17 protein-coding genes and 1 pseudogene are annotated in these 17,794 nt (G+C 45.5%); 17 read left to right on the top strand and 1 reads right to left on the bottom strand.

The window, feature by feature from the left end; genetic code table 11:
* Positions 1-149 precede the first annotated feature (149 nt).
* From U5R06_21485 to U5R06_21455, 7 genes are all read left to right on the top strand, one after another.
* Positions 150-1,103, top strand: coding sequence for an ATP-binding protein (locus tag U5R06_21485; protein MDZ7725316.1), 954 nt, complete (start codon positions 150-152; stop codon positions 1,101-1,103).
* 14 nt (positions 1,104-1,117) lie between these two features.
* Positions 1,118-1,705, top strand: coding sequence for a hypothetical protein (locus U5R06_21480; GenBank protein MDZ7725315.1), 588 nt, complete (start codon positions 1,118-1,120; stop codon positions 1,703-1,705).
* Complete coding sequence (locus tag U5R06_21475; protein MDZ7725314.1) at positions 1,683-3,632, top strand: S8 family peptidase; 1,950 nt, start codon at positions 1,683-1,685, stop codon at positions 3,630-3,632. Before U5R06_21480 ends, U5R06_21475 begins: the two co-directional genes overlap by 23 nt.
* 38 nt (positions 3,633-3,670) lie before the next feature.
* Positions 3,671-6,919 (top strand): type I restriction endonuclease subunit R, encoded by a 3,249-nt coding sequence (locus U5R06_21470; GenBank protein MDZ7725313.1) that lies wholly within the window; start codon positions 3,671-3,673, stop codon positions 6,917-6,919.
* 1,069 nt (positions 6,920-7,988) lie between these two features.
* Positions 7,989-8,327, top strand: coding sequence for a hypothetical protein (locus tag U5R06_21465; GenBank protein MDZ7725312.1), 339 nt, complete (start codon positions 7,989-7,991; stop codon positions 8,325-8,327).
* A gap of 63 nt (positions 8,328-8,390) precedes the next feature.
* A complete protein-coding gene (locus tag U5R06_21460) occupies positions 8,391-8,714 on the top strand; it encodes a nucleotidyltransferase domain-containing protein (protein ID MDZ7725311.1) in 324 nt (107 codons plus the stop codon).
* Positions 8,711-9,109, top strand: coding sequence for a HEPN domain-containing protein (locus tag U5R06_21455; GenBank protein ID MDZ7725310.1), 399 nt, complete (start codon positions 8,711-8,713; stop codon positions 9,107-9,109). Before U5R06_21460 ends, U5R06_21455 begins: the two co-directional genes overlap by 4 nt.
* 27 nt (positions 9,110-9,136) lie before the next feature.
* On the opposite strand, the gene U5R06_21450 is transcribed toward U5R06_21455, so the two are convergent.
* Complete coding sequence (locus U5R06_21450) at positions 9,137-9,277, bottom strand: hypothetical protein (GenBank protein MDZ7725309.1); 141 nt, start codon at positions 9,275-9,277, stop codon at positions 9,137-9,139.
* 605 nt (positions 9,278-9,882) lie between these two features.
* On the opposite strand from U5R06_21450, the gene U5R06_21445 reads away from it, so the two are divergent.
* The 10 genes and pseudogenes from U5R06_21445 (at position 9,883) to U5R06_21400 (ending at position 17,780) form a co-directional block, all read left to right on the top strand.
* Positions 9,883-10,683 carry a DUF4065 domain-containing protein gene (locus U5R06_21445; protein ID MDZ7725308.1) on the top strand — a complete coding sequence of 267 codons (801 nt, stop codon included), beginning with the start codon at positions 9,883-9,885 and terminating at the stop codon, positions 10,681-10,683.
* Positions 10,684-10,753: 70 nt separating this feature from the next.
* Positions 10,754-11,026, top strand: a complete 273-nt coding sequence (locus U5R06_21440; protein MDZ7725307.1) for a hypothetical protein — start codon at positions 10,754-10,756, stop codon at positions 11,024-11,026.
* 724 nt (positions 11,027-11,750) lie between these two features.
* Positions 11,751-11,882 carry a hypothetical protein gene (locus U5R06_21435; protein ID MDZ7725306.1) on the top strand — a complete coding sequence of 44 codons (132 nt, stop codon included), beginning with the start codon at positions 11,751-11,753 and terminating at the stop codon, positions 11,880-11,882.
* Between the two features lie 10 nt (positions 11,883-11,892).
* Positions 11,893-12,210, top strand: coding sequence for a type II toxin-antitoxin system RelE/ParE family toxin (locus U5R06_21430; protein MDZ7725305.1), 318 nt, complete (start codon positions 11,893-11,895; stop codon positions 12,208-12,210).
* 279 nt (positions 12,211-12,489) lie between these two features.
* Entirely contained in the window at positions 12,490-12,681 is a 192-nt protein-coding gene (locus tag U5R06_21425) for a hypothetical protein (protein ID MDZ7725304.1), read from the top strand.
* Between the two features lie 1,089 nt (positions 12,682-13,770).
* On the top strand, positions 13,771-13,980 hold the full coding sequence (locus tag U5R06_21420) for a hypothetical protein (GenBank protein ID MDZ7725303.1): 210 nt from the start codon (positions 13,771-13,773) through the stop codon (positions 13,978-13,980).
* A gap of 69 nt (positions 13,981-14,049) precedes the next feature.
* On the top strand, positions 14,050-14,241 hold the full coding sequence (locus tag U5R06_21415; GenBank protein MDZ7725302.1) for a hypothetical protein: 192 nt from the start codon (positions 14,050-14,052) through the stop codon (positions 14,239-14,241).
* 65 nt (positions 14,242-14,306) lie between these two features.
* Positions 14,307-14,514: pseudogene (locus tag U5R06_21410) on the top strand (hypothetical protein).
* Between the two features lie 754 nt (positions 14,515-15,268).
* Positions 15,269-15,835 (top strand): hypothetical protein, encoded by a 567-nt coding sequence (locus U5R06_21405; protein MDZ7725301.1) that lies wholly within the window; start codon positions 15,269-15,271, stop codon positions 15,833-15,835.
* A complete protein-coding gene (locus U5R06_21400) occupies positions 15,825-17,780 on the top strand; it encodes a family 78 glycoside hydrolase catalytic domain (protein MDZ7725300.1) in 1,956 nt (651 codons plus the stop codon). Before U5R06_21405 ends, U5R06_21400 begins: the two co-directional genes overlap by 11 nt.
* Positions 17,781-17,794: the final 14 nt, after the last annotated feature.

Below are 17,794 nucleotides of genomic sequence, written 5' to 3'. Positions count from 1 at the left end.
ATCTGTTTGCATCTAAATATATAATTAATCATAAATGGCACTGAAAACACTTTGATTAAGAAACAGGATTTTCTTACATTTTAACAGTTACATTGCAATTTCTGCCCTCAAGACCAGTATCTTGTTTTATCAATATGACAGGAGCAAGCGTGGCCACCGCTGAACACATAAAATCATTGATCCGCTCGCATCTGAGCAGCGATTCCGAGCGGTTTTACTCCATTGCCTTGCAAGTGGCGGCGCACGAGGCAAAACAGGGGCACAAAGCGCTGGCGCATGATATTCGTGATATCATTGACAAAAATCGCCGCAACCGGGGAGCCGTGGTCTTGCGGTTTCCGAAAGATATGCTCGGGCTGGTGCAATCCGAACAACCGAATGTGCCCAAATCCGCGCTGGTGATCAAGCCCGAGCTTGAACAACGAATTCAACGCATCATTCACGAGTTCCGTCAACAGAACAAATTAAAATCACATGGATTGTCACATCGTCGTAAAGTATTATTGACCGGACCGCCGGGAACCGGCAAAACCATGACCGCCAAAGTGCTGGCGCATGAACTGCGTCTGCCGCTGCACACCATTCAGGTGGACCGTCTGGTGACAAAATTTATGGGCGAAACAAGCGCCAAATTGAGGCAAATTTTTGAATTGATTCAGGAGGATATCGGAGTCTACCTGTTTGATGAATTTGATGCCATTGGCGGAGAACGTTCACTGGACAACGATGTCGGTGAAATGCGGCGGGTACTGAATTCATTTTTGCAGTTTATCGAACAGGATGCCTCGGACAGTCTGATTGTGGCGGCCACCAACAGTCCGAATTTACTGGATCGGGCGTTATTCCGGCGTTTTGACGATGTGATGCAATATGACAAACCCACTGAATCCGAACGAAAACAACTGATCGAAAACGTGTTGGGCACATTCAAACCGTCAAGCTTTACATGGGATGACCTGTTAACCATAAGCGAGTCCCTCAGTCAAGCGGAAATTGATTTGGCTTGTCGGGACGCCATCAAGAATGCTATTCTCTATGATCAACAAGTCGATGAATCCATATTGGCGGCGACGTTAAAGGAACGCAAATACGCTCAAGACTAAACACGGGGGAACCAATGGCGGGTGAACATTATTCACATATTTTATTAAAGGATCATCCGGAAAATTACGCATTTACTTCTCCACCATCAGGATGGCGAGAAAAACGAATTCCTGATCGTGATCGCAATACACACAGTCTTTATCTGAGAAAGCGATTGAATAAAGCCTGGCAAGAGGCCGAATCGGAACAGTCCTTTGTCGCTGTTTATGAACGGCAGGGCGTTTATTTAGAGTTTAAAAGTGACCCCGGGGATGATTTGGTCATCAAAAGTCTTGAAGATATGCGGTCAAAAAAAATACGCTTGTTGAATGTTCGCACAGAACAAACAAAAGTCAAAGACAAGGACGCAAAATTCGATAAAGAGGCGGCGACAACCTATGCCACGGTTTATGTGGCAAATTCAAAAAAAGACCATTTTCTCAAGAAAATCAATGAATATCAGGAAAAAGAAACCAGAGGCGGTCGGCCACAAAATGCCGATTTGGTCAACAGTATTTCCGATATTCATAAAGCATTTTCCATTGATTCATTCTGGGTTGATGATCGATCATTAATTCCGGGTGATGATCCGGTTTGGTGTGAAGTCTGGTCTGAGCAGTGACAAGGATGATATTATATCAAAGTTTGATACTTTGTTAAAAAAACTCCGCATTGAAGCAAAAACAGGATTTATTCGTTTCCCTGAACGAACTGTAAAAATGATTTTGGCGTCTCGTAAAGACCTCGAACGGCTATCTCTCTCATCTGATAATATTGCCGAATACAGACGCGCCAAAACAACTGCGGACTTTTGGGTCACGCTGCCCAACAAAGAACAGGCGGAATGGGTAGAGGACTTGCTCGAACGAACAGTATTTACAGAGAATCCGGATGTGGCCATTTGTATCCTGGATACCGGTGTGAATTGCGGACATCCCCTGCTTTCTCCTCTGATAAAGGTAGACGATTGTCAGACGGTAAATTCCAAATGGGGAATACATGATCAGGTAAAACATGGGACATTAATGGCGGGTTTAGCCGGTTATGGAGATTTGATCAAGATTTTATCAAACAATCAGTCTGTTCACATTAACCATGGTCTGGAATCCGTCAAGATCATACCCTTTGACTCGGTTAAAAAGTCACATGAACTATGGGGTGATATGACTTTACAGGGAATCAGCCTGGCTGAAATACAATCGCCTGATACAAATCGCATTATCTGTATGGCCGTCGCCGCTGAGGATACACGCGACAGAGGCCGTCCCACGTCGTGGTCAGGCAAGTTAGACCAATTGGCTGCCGGAGTGGATGACGATACAAGGCGCTTGATGATTGTTTGCGCGGGTAATGCTGATATGCAAAACTGGAATCAGTATCCCGCTGCACAGTTGACTGATTCAGTACATGATCCGGCGCAATCCTGGAATGCCATTGCAGTAGGTGCTTTTACCGATCTGGATACCATTAAAGATAAAACGTTTTCTGAGTATAGGCCACTTGCTCCTAAAGGCGGATTGTCGCCTTTTTCCACGACTTCTGTGACCTGGGAAGATAATAAATGGCCTTTAAAACCGGATATCGTGTTAGAAGGCGGAAATCTCGCTATTGATGGCAAAAATTTTACGTCCGAGTGTGATGATCTTTCTTTATTGTCAACTCATTATGATCCACAGCACAGTCATTTTCAAAGTTTTAATATGACCAGTGCTGCAACCGCACAGGCAGCCTGGATGGCCGCTCAAATTCAGGTGAGATATCCAGAGTTTTGGCCGGAAACGATACGAGCTCTTTTGATCCACTCTGCCGAATGGACGGATGTATTGAAATCTCAATTTAGCGTCGATGGTTCAAAAACAGATTATGCCCGCTTGCTAACGATTTGTGGATATGGCGTGCCCAATCTGGAACGCGCCCTTTACAGTGCAGCCAATTCTCTGACTTTGATTGCACAATCCGAGATTCAACCCTTTGATAAAAAGTATAATGAAAAAGAAAAGTCGAATGGTTATCAGACCAAAGATATGCATTTGTATGACTTGCCATGGCCTGTGCATGTATTACAGTCGTTACCGGATGAAACGAAAGTCAGCATGCGAATCACCTTGTCCTATTTCATAGAGCCCGGACCCGGTCAGATCGGTTGGAAGGAAAGATATCGCTATGCTTCTCATGCTTTGAGATTTAAATTGATTTCACCAACAGAGTCGAAACGGGAATTTATCAAAAGAGTCAATAAAGCAGCGCGGAGCAAAGATGAAACACTGGAAACCAAAAGTGAAACAGATCATTGGACCATTGGACAAGCTCGGGATAAGGGATCTATACATTCAGATATCTGGAAAGGCACAGCTGCTGAATTGGCCAAATCGAATTTAATCGCTGTAACACCTCAAATAGGATGGTGGCGTGAACGGGCTTATTTGGGAAAATGGAGTTCCAAAACCCGATATTCTTTGGTGGTATCCATTCACACACCAGAGGAAGAAATTGATTTGTATACACCGGTCGCCACTCAGATAGGTATAACGATTCCGACGAAAATTTAGAAAAAAATGATCTACAATAGAGCACACGAAAGCAATTTATGACACCCTCAGATTACACGGAAGACAACCTCGTCCAGCGAACCACGGCTGAATATCTAAAAAATGAGCTGAAATGGGACTCGGTGTACGCTTACAATCGGGAGGATTTTGGTCCGGATAGTCTGCTTGGCCGTGCATCCGATCGTGACGTGGTGTTGACCCGTTACCTGCGTCAAAAACTCATTGAACTGAATCCGGCTTTGCCGGAAAATGTTTATGACGATGCGGTGCGTCAGATTGTCAGTACCTCGTCCATGCAGTCTTTGATCGCCGTCAATCGGGAAAAATACGAGCTTTTGCGAAAGGGGTTGACTGTCACGTTTAGAGATGAAAATGGAAAACGGCGGCGACAACGGTTGCGTTTGATTGATTTTGAACATCCCTTGAATAATCATTTTCTGTGCGTGCGTGAGCTCTGGGTGCAGGGTGATTTGTACCATCGTCGTGCTGATATTGTTGGATTTGTCAATGGATTGCCGTTGTTGTTCATGGAACTGAAAAATCTGAGCAAGGATATCCGAGCTGCCTATGAGAAAAATTTCAAAGACTATCTGACAAGCATTCCGCACCTGTTTCATCACAATGCCTTTGTGGTGCTGGCTAACGGCATTGATGCCAAAATGGGATCAATGTCCAGTCGATTTGAACATTTTTTTGAATGGAAGCGCCTGCATGAAGATGAAGCGGGGGCTGTGGATATGGAGACATTGCTCAAGGGGGTCTGCGAGAAACATAATTTTATTGATTTGCTGGAAAATTTCATTGTATTCGATGATTCTACAGGTGATACCAAAAAAATCCTGGCGCGCAATCATCAATTTTTGGGCGTGAATCGGGCTGTAGATTCCGTTATCGAACGAAAAAAGCGAGACGGCAAATTGGGTGTGTTTTGGCACACTCAGGGCGCAGGCAAGAGCTATTCCATGGTGTTTTTCTCGCGTAAAATTCACCGCAAACTGGGTGGTAATTTTACATTTCTCATTCTAACCGACCGTCAGGATCTGGATACGCAAATATACAAAACCTTTGCCGGGTGCGGGGTGGTCAACAACGACCGCAATCCCTGCCGCGCCACCAGTTGTGAGAATCTTGAAGAACTGCTCTCACAGCACAAGTCGCATATTTTTTCCCTGATCCAGAAATTCAGTCCGGAGGTGAAACCGCATCAGCCCTATACCGAGCGGGATGACATTATCGTGATTACGGATGAAGCGCATCGCACCCAGTATGGCACGCTGGCATTGAATATGCGCAACGCCTTGCCCAATGCCAGTTATATCGGTTTTACCGGCACGCCGTTGTTCAAAAACGATCAAATCACCAAACAGGTGTTTGGAGATTATATTTCCACCTATGATTTTCAGCGCGCGGTTGAAGACAAGGCAACCGTTCCCTTGTACTATGACGCTCGGGGTGATAAACTGGGGGTGGCTATTGGTGATTTGAATGAACGCATTGCAGAAAAGCTGGAAGAACTGGAGATCCAGGATGTCGATGTGCAGCAGAGATTGGAGCAGGAGCTGCGACGCGATTATCATATCGTTACCGCACAAAAACGTCTGGATCAGGTGGCCCGAGATTTTGTGGAACACTATTCTGTAGCCGGAGAGAACGGCAAAGCCATGCTGGTGTGCATCGACAAGATCACCTGTGTACGCATGTATGATCTCATTGAAATATACTGGCAGCAACGGATTTCCCGCCTGGAAGCCGATATTGGTGAGGCCAATGATGACCAGGAGGAGCAAATGCGCCAGCGTCACATTGACTGGATGCGGCAAGCCCGAATGGCTGTGGTGGTCAGTGAAGAACAGGGCGAAGTCGAAAAATTTGAAAAATGGGATCTGAATATCCTGCCGCATCGCAAACTGATCAAAGATGGAATTGATTTAACGCCGGAAATGCGGCAAAAACCGCAATTCAGCAATATGCAGCGCATGGCTTTGGATGATGCATTCAAACAGGAAGAACATCCGTTTCGAATCGCCATTGTCTGCGCCATGTGGCTGACCGGCTTTGATGTGCCTTGTTTATCGACACTGTATCTGGACAAGCCGCTGAAAGCGCATACTCTGATGCAGGCGATTGCCCGAGCCAACCGGGTGAATAAAGGTAAAAACAACGGCATGATTGTCGATTATTGCGGAATCCTGCGAAACCTGCGTCAAGCCCTGGCGACGTTTAGCGGCACGGGTGATCAGGGACGTGAAGAGTCAAGCAAACAACAACCTGCCGCTCCTAATAAAAAGCTGTTGGATGATCTGGTGGAGAGCATCCAACTGGTTCGGGAATTCCTGAGTGCAGGCGGCGCCTCTTTGCAAGCGATGTCATCAGAGTCCAGTTTTGAGCGCAACGCTGCGATTCGGGATGCCAAGGAGGCTGCCAATGAAAACGACGAAACCCGCAAACGTTTTGAAGTGCTGTGCCGCGCTGTATTTACCAAATTCAAAGCCTGTTTGACGATCAAAAGCGTGAACGAATATCGGATCGATTATCAAGCGATCAGTTTTATTTATAAATGTCTGCAGAAAGACAGCTATCAGGCCGATATCACCGATATCCTGCGTTCGCTGCACACGGTTGTGGATGAGGCCATTGAGATGGAAAAAACTGGCATTACGGATGAATGCGGTCCTTATGATATCAGTCAAATTGATTTTGAGCGATTGCGTCAGGAATTTGAACGCCATCATGCGCAGCACACAACCGTGAAAAATTTGAAAACCGCTGTTGAACAGCGGCTTGAACGGTTATTGCAGCAAAATCCCATGCGCACTGATTTTCAGCGTCATTACGAAGACATTGTGGCCGCTTATAATCGTGAAAAAGACCGCGCCACAATTGAACAAACCTTTGAGGAATTATTAAAGTTTGTTGAGGAGATGGATCAGGAGCAAAGCCGCGCTGCGCGAGAAGGCTTGACGGAGGAACAGTTGGCCGTGTTTGATTTATTGAAAAAACCGGATCTTTCACCCAGGGATATTGAACGCATTAAAGGCGTTTCCAAACAATTGCTGGAGACGCTGAAAAAAGAACAATTGCGAGTGGATCACTGGACTGACAAAGAATCCACACGCGATGCGGTCCAGGTTGCCATACGCGATTTTCTGTGGAGTGAAAAAACCGGATTGCCTGTGGGAGGGTACACCGAACAGGATGTGACATCTAAAGCCAATGAGGTTTTTATTCATGTGCGGCGGGTTTATGAAACGCTGCCGTCGCCGTTTTATGAACAGACTGCAGCGTAAAGGGGTCGTTGCAAATGCTGCAACAACACAAGAGTTCTGGTAGGTGTGCCTCAATAGGGTTACAGCCAGAGTCACAACAGAGACAAAAAGTATGCTGCGGGGTGTTGTCAAACGATTGCATCAAATTTGAGCAGATTTTCGCACCCTTTCTCGTCAAAACCGCACACCGGTTTCCGGTTGTGTCTGCCGTTTTAACAAAACCATTGTTTGGCTGCTGTGGTTCACCCGTGTCGGTATACCGGAACCTACCAATGGCACTTTATATTCAAAGTGCCATTGGTAGGTTGGTATGTACGGTTTCTTGATCAAAATCCCGATTTTGAAAGTCCCGGAACGCAGAGCGTCCGGGCTGCATTCCGCCGGTCCCCCGGCGGAACGAGAAGCGGGGGGCCGGTCTGTATCTGTATTGTGCTGCGGTTCAGCGGCGGCGGGTGGTTGCTGCAGAGGGCGCGCGAAACACAGTAGTAGGGTGGCTTCGTGAGCCGAAACCCTTTAATCGTGTATAGATTTAGGATACGAACCCACCTTACTGACTGCAACAGCTGAAAAATAAAAATCATTTCCTTCGTTCGTTACTCGCCGGGGAAAACATGTTTGTAATCGGGAGGTCACATGAATTCGAAATCTTTACAAGAGAAATAAGAGCGATTATGATACAGCCGGTCTGATCTCTGAGACAGAGGTAAATGAACTCATCCAGACGTCCCGAAAATTATATGATGATATTAAAACATGGCTTGAGCAGAATGATCCAGAGTATTGTTAATTTTAAGAAAAGAGTTTGAGTCTATTTCTGCAAAGTTAAAAATCCACTGAATACCATAAAAACTGCTACAAAAGAAAAAAACCGCATATTCTATTTAAATAACACGCCCAATACGCCTCTCATCCGGCACAAATCGGTGGGTGTTTTAATGGGGAACCTGTCATTTTAATGAAAATATTGGTTGTCAGATGTGTCGGGATACAGAGTGTCCGGGCCGCATTCCGCAAGAGGACTGGCGGAATGAGAAGTGGGTAACATATCTGTCCTGGATGGCTGAGGAATGAGGTAATCTGCCAGCAGGGAATGAAAATCTCATTTCAGACGCAATTTACGGCAATACGCGTCCAGTATTGCCGAAAATTTGAAAAACCGCTGAATACGAAAGAAATTCTTTTCTTTATTTCAGGAATTTCATATTTTTTTAAGGTGGTCATGATAAAGGTGCCGAAAAATATAAATCCGGAATTTATTGTGGACCAGCAGGGCAAAAAGCGGGCTGTGATCCTTTCTATTGAGGAATACGAGCAGCCGGTGGAAGATATTCATGATTTGACTGCACTAGCAGAGCGGCGTGAAGAAGAACCCATCCCTCATAGCCGGGTTATAGAGGAACTCAAACGCGATGGATGCTTTGCAGATTGAACCTCAAACATTCTTCTTGCATACGATTTAATGATTGATTATGTTTAAGAGAGCAAATAGAGTATGATTATGACAGACAGAATTCAAATAATAAAAGAGTTAAAACATTATCTCAAACAGCACCTTGGGAATTGTATAAAGGATGTCGTGTTATTCGGTTCACAGCAATACAAAGCTATGCCGGGATCAGATTATGATATTTTAATTGTGGTAAAGCATGTGCCGGATTGGAAGTTAAAAAAAAGGATATCGGATTATTGCTATGATATTGAACTGAAATATGAGATTATTCTGGATACACATATTTTATCTGAAACAGAGTTGCAAAAACCACGTGGAAAGCAGCCTGTTTTTCAGAACGCCATTCGAAACGGACATTACGTATGACACTGGATCAGAAAGACAGAAAACAGCTGATACAATACCGTATCATGCAGGCACTGGAAACAGTGGAAACAGTCGATTTTCTGATAGAGAATAGCAAACTGAATACTGCCGTAAATAGAATATATTACGGCATTTTTTATTCATTACTGGCTCTCGGATTAAAATATGGGTTCGAAAGCTCAAAGCATTTACAATTAATTGGATGGTTTAATAAAGAATTTATTCGTTCTGGAAAAATTGATGTCAAATATGGTAGAATCGTACGGGAAGCGTATGATATTCGCCGTACCGGGGATTACGATGCATATATTGAATTTGAACAAGCGGAAGTAGAAAAATATTTTCAAGATATGAAAGATTTTACTTTTTTTATTAAAAATTTTATTCAGAATTAAAAAAACCTGCAACAGCTTTATCCTTTTTTAGCTTTCCCGGGACGCAGAGCGTCCGTGCTGCATTCCGTCGGAGACCGGCGGAACGGTAGGCGGGGAGCCGGTCTGTTTGTGTATCGTGATGCTGCGGTTCAGCGGGGGCGGCGAACGGTTGCCGCGCCAGCGCAACATACGAGCTGTTCAGTATTCTTTCATGACCGGGGGCTAACGTCCCCTCGAGGGGGATTGGGGAATATTCGGATATACGCGCTAAAGCGCGCGGCTATGAAACGGTCGGTCTGAATTTTATCATAGCTTCGGGCTTTAGCTCGGAGGAAAGGGTTCGCTCACTATTATTGTTACGAGTCTCTTGTTGTTTTCTAAATATTTGACTCAGCTCCGGAGAAGGGGGTTGCAAATGAAATTTGGGCGCCAGAGCGGTGGGCTGCGAAATAAAATTTTGTAACCCGAGCCAATTTACCAGAGCATGAGGTGTTTGCTTTTTTTGCCGGAAAGCGTGTGATTCAGAGGCTTTGGTTTGTCCTGCGGGCCGACCCACTGGGGCGGTCTGCATTTACATCGATTAACAGCCGTTTTAATATGAATTTGCCATGAAACAATATTTTGAGGTGTCTTTTAGCAGGTGTTCCTGAAAAATGAAAAAATTCCATGGTCTGCTGGACAAAATGTTTGTCTGAATTCTGGATATGTAAAAAAATATTTACATAATACTTGACAAATAATTTGAACATTATTATATTGGGATGAGTTGTGTTGAGAAAAAAAAAGGTACGAAAATGGCGGTGTATCAATTTATAAAAACACAAAGAGAGGAAAACAAATACACCCAAGAGTATATTGCCGGCTATCTGGGGTGTACGCGTCAGACCTATAGGCAAATCGAGGCCGGTAAACGCGAACTGACGCTCAGTGAGCTTGAAAAACTGAGTGCCTTGTTTGAATCGAGTCTGAATGATTTGCTGGCCGAACGGGAGTCGGCAAAGCATCAAGTAGTTGTCGAAGAAGAAAAAGCAGAGCCTAATCAAAGCGTAAAGAATGCGCCTGTACAGAGAACCCGTATCAGTGTGCCGCAAAACCGGGTTGAAAAATTCAAAGAAGTTCTGCTCTATATTCTGGAAAAACGCGGCGCGGAACCGCATGTTGGTCAAACTGTGATTTACAAGCTGTTATATTTTATTGATTTTGATTATTATGAAAAATACGAAGACCAGCTGATCGGAGCCCGGTATATCAAGAATTACTTTGGTCCGATGCCTGTTGAATTTGAAAAAATTACAGACCAGATGATACAACAGGGAGACCTTGAAAAGGTGAAAAGCAATTTTTTCACATATGAACAGACCAAATATCTGCCGCACCGGTCTGCTGATTTGAGCTTGCTGACGGCCTGTGAAATCAAGCATATTGACCTTGTTCTGGACCGTCTGGGATGCAAAAATACTTCGGAATTAAGTCACTATTCACATCAGGATGTTCCGTGGATCACAGCAAAAGAAGGAGAGGAACTTGATTATGAAACGGTGTTTTACCGAACGTCCGAAACAACCGTAAGAGATTATGAATCTGATATACAGTGAATCAGAACCATTTAAAAAAGAGTTTAAAAAGCTGAAAAAGAGGTTTCCGAGTCTGACAGAGGATTTCAGGGTGATGAAAAAAGCAGCTATCGAGCTGCGGCATATTCAGGGGATTGATAATCAGAGTATTTTTCAAATTCCTGACCTCCAGACTGATGAATCGGTCTTTAAGGTTAAAAAATTTGCCTGCAAAGCACTCAAAGGCAAAGGCAGCAGGAGCGGCCTGCGTGTGATATATTCGTTTGACAAAAGGACTCATCATGTGCATTTTATCGAGATCTATTACAAGGGGGATAAAGCAAATGAGGATATCGCCAGAATCAAGCGATATATAAAGGAATAAAGCTGTAGGGTGGGTTCGTGAACCGAAACCCTTTAATCGTGTATAGATTTAGTCCTCTGGGCTGACCAAGCGGGTCGGCCTGCATTTCTTTTGTACCGGGCACTGTCTGTTAAACAGGATAGCAATTATATTTGCATTTGCATGGGTACACATGATCGTTATGAACGACTGCAAAAATATCATGGGCAGGCTGCGGAAAACGAATGCAATCAACCCGCTTTACACTTGACATTCATTGAATAGATGGCTAAATTGTTCTAATATTTAGAACAATGGAAGAGATTCTGCAGCGGCAAGTCAATTACTCTATATTTTCAAAACAGGAATTTCTGCAACAGTTGAAAAATAAAAATCATTTCCTTCGTTCGTTGCTCGCCGGGGAAAACATGTTTGTAATCGGGAGGTCACATGAATTCGAAATCTTTGCAGGAGAAATAAGAGCGATTATGATACAGCCGGTCTGATCTCTGAGACAGAGGTAAATGAACTCATCCAGACCACCCGAAAATTATATGATGATATTAAAATATGGCTTGAGCAAAATTATCCGCAATATACTTGATATCTATCTGCGAGCAGGGAATTAAAATATCATTTCAGACCCAATTTACGGCAAAAGGCGTCCAGTATTGCCGTAAATTGGGAAACCGCTGAATAGGAAAGAAATCCTTTTGTTTATTTCAAAAATTTCATATTTTTGTTTATATCTTTTTTAAAGGAGGTCATGATGAATGTGCTGAAACATATAAATCCGGAATTTATTGTGGACAAGCAGGGCAAAAAACGGGCTGTGATCCTTTCTATTGAGGAATACGAGCAGCTGGTGGAAGATATTCATGATTTGACTGCACGCTAGCGAGAGCGGCGTGAAGAAGAAATCATCCCTCATAGCCGGGTTTTGGAGGAACTCAAACGCGATGGATATATATCAGATTGAATGGAAAAAATCAGCTCTTAAAGAAATACAAAAAATTGATAAATCAAATATCCCTAAAATACTGGAAAAAATCCACGCGCTCGCTGTTAATCCAAGACCAGATGGTGTGCGTAAATTAAGGGGTAGTGAGTATTTTTACCGAATACGCGCAGGTAATTATAGAATTGTTTATGAGATATCCGATGCTATCCTGCGGATTTATATTATTCGAATTGCTCATCGAAAAGATGTATATAACACTTTTTAATCGGCGGGTTTTTTGATTGCCGGCCAGGGGAGTTTACAGAAAATTGACCGACTGCAAACTGGATTACTACTTTTACAATGATCAATGTTCATTGTATATTGTTCATTGTGTGCTGCAAAATAGTCCGGAGTTTCTGGTTTGTCCTCCGGGCCGACCAACTGGACGGCCAACATGTCAATGTCGCAAAAAGAAATCCCTTTTGTTTAGTTCAGGAATTTTATATTTTTATATCATATTTTAACAGTATAATAGATCAAGTATATTATTTGGAGTGTTTGTATGAAACGTGTTCAACAGTTAGAAAAAGAGATAGAATCTTTGCCGGAAGATGAATATGAGGAATTACGTCAATGGTTTTATCTCAAAGAGAATGAGAGATGGGATAATGAAATAAAAGAGAACTCAAAGTCTGGAAAATTGAACTTTTTGATCAATGAAGCACGGAATGAGAAGGACTATGGCGAATTATAAGGCCCGGCATTATGCATAAAACCACTTTTTGATTCCGACAATGTTATGAGAAACTCCAGCCTGAAATTCAAAAAGTAGCAGACAAAAATTTTTCTTTACTAAAAGAAGATCCTCTTCATTCATCATTGCATTTTAAAAAGATTGGGAAATTCTGGTCTGTAAGAATAGGCTTATCCCACCGTGCACTTGCTGTAAAAAGAGATAGTGACTATATTTGGGTTTGGATCGGTACACATGATGATTATGAAAGAATGCTTAAATAAATATTTGGACTATCATATCAAACCAGAACAAATTTACCAGAGCATCACGTGTTTGATATTTTTGCCGCAAAGCGTGTGATTTCGAGCCTCCGGCTTGTCCTCCGGGCCGACTAACTGGTCGGTCTAAAGCAATCAAAGTATCATTTTATGACTGGGGGCTAAAGCTCCTCTCAAGGGTGCCGGGGGATACTGAGGACCACGCGCTAAAGCGCGTGGCTATGAAATGGGAAACACTGTTGGTAAGCAGACCCCTTGGGGTTTTCATCCCCTGGATTGCGCCAAAGATGATTTTGAATCCAGAGGCAGAGCGTGCGGCCATGAACCGAATAATACCCTCAAGTTGTTTGGATATTTATTCATGGCCCGGGGATTTTATTTGAAAAGCTGCTTATATCAGGGGAAATAGTGATCAGCTGCTAATTTTTTTCATAGCCCCGAGCTTTAGCTCGAGGGTGAATGATATCCCCCACACACCACTTTTTCGCGGGGGCTTTAGCCCCCAGTGTCATTCCGCTGAAGACTGGCGGAACGGGAAACATATCTATCCCAGGATGCGGCGGTGCATATGTGCCGGCAGGCTGGTTCACCGGTATGTGCTTCAGGCTTGCGGGAGACTTGGTAGAGCGCGCTAGCGACGCATTCCGGCAAAAAATCAGGACTGGATTGTAATTGTTCATTGTGGGCTGCAGGAGAGTCCGGAGCCTTTGGTTTGTCCTCCGGGCCGACCAACTGGACGGCCTACTTTCCTGTCAATGCCACAAAAAGAAATCCTTTTCTTTATTTCAAATATTTTATATTTTTGATTGTATCTTTTTTTAAGGAGGTCATGATGAATGTGCAGAAAAATATAAATTCGAAATTTATTGTGGACAAGCAGGGCAAAAAACGGGCTGTGATTCTTTCTATTGAGGAATACGAGCAGTTGGTCGAAGATATTCATGATTTGACTGCACTAGCAGAGCGGCGTGAAGAAGAACCCATCCCTCATAGCCGGGTTATGGAGGAACTCAAACGCGATGGATGCTTTGCAGATTGAACCTCAAACATTCTTCTTGCATTTGATTGAATATTTTAAAAGTTCCTGTACATGATTTGGAGAGTTTGTATGAAAAGTGTAGAACAGTTAGAAAAAGAGATAGAATCCTTGCCGGAAGATGAGTATAAGAAATTGCGTAAATGGTTTTATCTCAAGGAAAACCAGAAATGGGATAAAAAAATTAAAAAAGATTCAGAGTCCGGGGAATTAGATTTCTTGATCAATGAAGCCCGGAATGAAAAGGACTATGGTGAGTTATAGGGCCCGGGGGCATGCATTAAACAACGAAAAGATTCCGCTAATGTTATGAAAAGCTCAAACCTGAAATCAAAAAAGCCGCAGATAAAAATTTTGATTTACTGAAAGACAATCCCGTTCATTCATCACTGCATTTTAAAAAGATTGGAAAATTTTGGTCTGTAAGGATAGGCTTATCGTATGCGAGCACTGGCTGTGAAACGGGATAGCGATTTCATTTGGGTTTGGATTGGTTCCCATGATGATTATGAAAGAATGTTAAAGAACCACGAGTAGGCTGCTATAAAAATATCTTTTTATTCAGGGTCCCGGCCCTCCCGGGACGCAGAGGGTCCGGGCTGCATTCCGCCGGGGGACCGGCGGAACGAGAGGTGGGGAGCCGGTCTGTATCTGTATGGTGCTGCTGCGGTTCAGCGGCGGCTGACGCCCCCTCAAGCGGGGTTGAGGGATATCCGGGTCCACGTGCCAAAGCGCGCGGCTGTGAACCGGTCGGTCTCTGATTTTTTCACAACTCCGAGGTTTGGCCGGGGAAAGGAGATCGCTCATACTCGCGTGACCGGGGCAGCGGGCTGCAAAATGGAGTTTTGCAACCGGAACGGATTTAACAGCCCCTTCTGTGTCTGATATTTTCATCGGCAAATGTGTCATTCAGAGCCATTGGGTTGTCCTGCGGGCCGACCCACTGGTCGGCCTACATTACAAGCGTGCCCGGGGGGCAGGATAAAAAACGGTTTCGGGGATTCTGTCCGGCTGCCCGGAGTCTTTCACAGCGGTTTTACCTGCCGGCGAACCGGGTTTCGGGAGGCCGAGCGCCGCTAGTTACGGCTGTACTGTTATGTGGGGGCAACCCGGTCTTTGGCATTGTTTTTTATCATTTTTTACTATTTTTTTTATATTATAATTTGTATAATAGAAATGATTGATGTTCATCAAAAATCAGGTTGGTTTGCAGAATTCGAAACGAATGGTACCCCGGTTTCGCGGATCGGGTTTCGAAAACCTTCGAGTCTACAACGGATACGAGGTGTGTATGAAGCGGCGGGATTGCCTCAACACTACGGTGGGGCGGGTTCGGAAAAAAACGGCAGGATCAATTGTTTTCAGAGATCGGCGGCTGTTTAGACCCTGTTTGAAACCGCTCGAAATCATGTTCCTCATCCCTAAAAGAATTTTTATATACCGGTTTTTTTATTTTGCTGTACCGTTTATATGTTCCACTGGCCTGTATGCAGAGAATCCGTTTATTGCGGATCCGGCGGATCTGAACAATCCTGATGTCGCCGACTGGATCGTACATCCGGAATACGACGGTGATGATGCCGGTGTGTTTTATTTTCGCAAGAGGTTTGCTCTGAGATCAGAACCGGACTCGTTTGTCCTGCACATATCCGCGGACAACCGTTACAAACTGTATGTGAACGGCTCCTATATCGGATTCGGACCGGCGGTCGGGGATCTGCATCACTGGTATTACGATACCTATCGAACTGTCCGATCATCTGCAGCCGGGCGACAACCTGATCGCCGTACAGGTCTGGAACCAGGGAGCGCACCGGGGGGCGCGGCAGATCAGTCAGCGTACGGCGTTGATCTGTGACGGCCGCAGCGGCGATGGCTGTCATCTGATCACGGATTCGACCTGGCGGGTGTTTCGCGATCCCGGCTATGAATTTATCCCGCACTCGTCCCGGCAGGTGGGCGGCGGATATATCGCCGGCGCCACGGAGCGTCTGGACGGCCGGACGCATGCCCGGGGTTGGCATTCACCTGAATTTGATGATTCTGACTGGACAGCCGTTCAACGCATCGGCAAAGGTCAGCGAACCGGTTTGAACACCTGGCACGGCACGCCCTGGTATTTGCAACCGCGCCCCATCCCGTTGATGCAGGAACAGCAGGAGCCCGTCGGAGCGGCGGTGAGCGTGAGCGGCATGGCGTCGTTTGGGGAATTCAAGGCGGTCGACTGTCCGGCAAATTCGCATATCGAGATTCTCCTCGATCACGGCAGCCTGACCATGGGCGTTCCGCAGTTAACCGTCAGCGGCGGCCGCGGCGCGCGGATCAAAATTCTGTATCAGGAGGCGCTGTTCAATCCGGACGGCAGCAAAGGCAACCGCGATGTGTGGCAGGGTAAAGAGATGAAGGGCTATTATGATGTGTTTATCCCGGACGGCGGTGAGAACCGGGACTTTGAGCCGCTCTGGCTGCGGGTGTTCCGCTATGTCAAACTCGTCATTGACACCGGCGATGAGCCGCTGGTGATCCATGACATGCACAACCGGTTTACCGCGTATCCGTTTGAACAGAGGGGCGGCTTTACGGCAGACCGGGATACCCTGAATCAGATCTGGACGGCCTCCTGGCGTACGGCGCGGCTGTGTGCGCTGGAAACCTATATGGACTGTCCCTATTACGAACAGCTGCAGTATATCGGCGATACGCGCATTCAGGCGTTGATCTCCTATACCCTGACCGGCGATTCACGTCTGGCCCGGCACGCTCTAAATCAGTTTTATCACTCAATGCAGCCCATGGGCCTGACCCAAAGCAGCCATCCGTCCGCCGGCGTGCAGATTATTCCGCCGTTCTCCCTGCTGCTGATTCAGATGACGCATGATTATTTTATGTATGTGGATGATTTTGACTTTGTCGAATCCAGACTGCCGCAGATGCGGTTTATCCTGAGCTGGTTCACGGACAAACTAAATGACACCGGACTGCTCGGGCCGCTGCCGTTCTGGAATCATATTGACGGCGGGGTCAAGGAATTCAAAGCCGGGTCACCGCCGGGTGTTCTTGAGGGAAATTCGGCGCACATCAGTCTGCTGTTCGCGCAGACCCTGGATTTGGCTGCAGAGCTGTTCCAGTATTTCGGGCATGACTGTGAACCGTTGCAATATCGCGAACTGTCCCGGCGCATCAAGGGGGCGGTCCGGGAAACCTGTTACGACGAGTCGCGGCAGTTGTTTGCCGAGACGCCGAACAAAACTCTCTACACCAAACACACCAACAGTCTGGCCATCCTGGCGCAAGCGGTCCCGGATTCGCTGCAGGCAACAATTGCCGATGCTTTGATCCACGATCCGGATCTGGCGGAAACCACGCTGTATTTTGATTTTTATGTGTTTCAGGCCCTGAAACAGGCCGGACGCGGCGGCGAGATGTTGAATCTGCTGGGCAAATGGAAACGCTGTCTGGATAACGGCATGACCACCTTTCCCGAGCATGGTGTGGAGGGGCGCTCGGACTGCCACGCCTGGAGCGCGCATCCGCTGTTTGATTTTCTGAACATCACCTGCGGTATTGCCCCGGCATCCCCGGGATTTAAACGTGTTGTCATTCAGCCGCAGCCGGGTGATCTGGAAACGATCGAGGGACGCTGTGTTCATCCTCTTGGCGTGATCTCTGTGCATTACAAAAAAACGGACCCGGATACCTATACCGCTGAAATAACGTTGCCCGTGTCGCTGTCAGGCCGATTCATTTACAAGGAGCAAATCTATCCACTTGAATCCGGGAACAATAAACTTTTGCTTGAATGAAATTAGGGAAAAGA

This window comes from candidate division KSB1 bacterium (assembly GCA_034521575.1).
Classification (GTDB): Bacteria; Zhuqueibacterota; Zhuqueibacteria; order Residuimicrobiales; family Krinioviventaceae; genus JAXHMJ01.
This window is presented reverse-complemented; position numbering and strand designations above follow the sequence as displayed.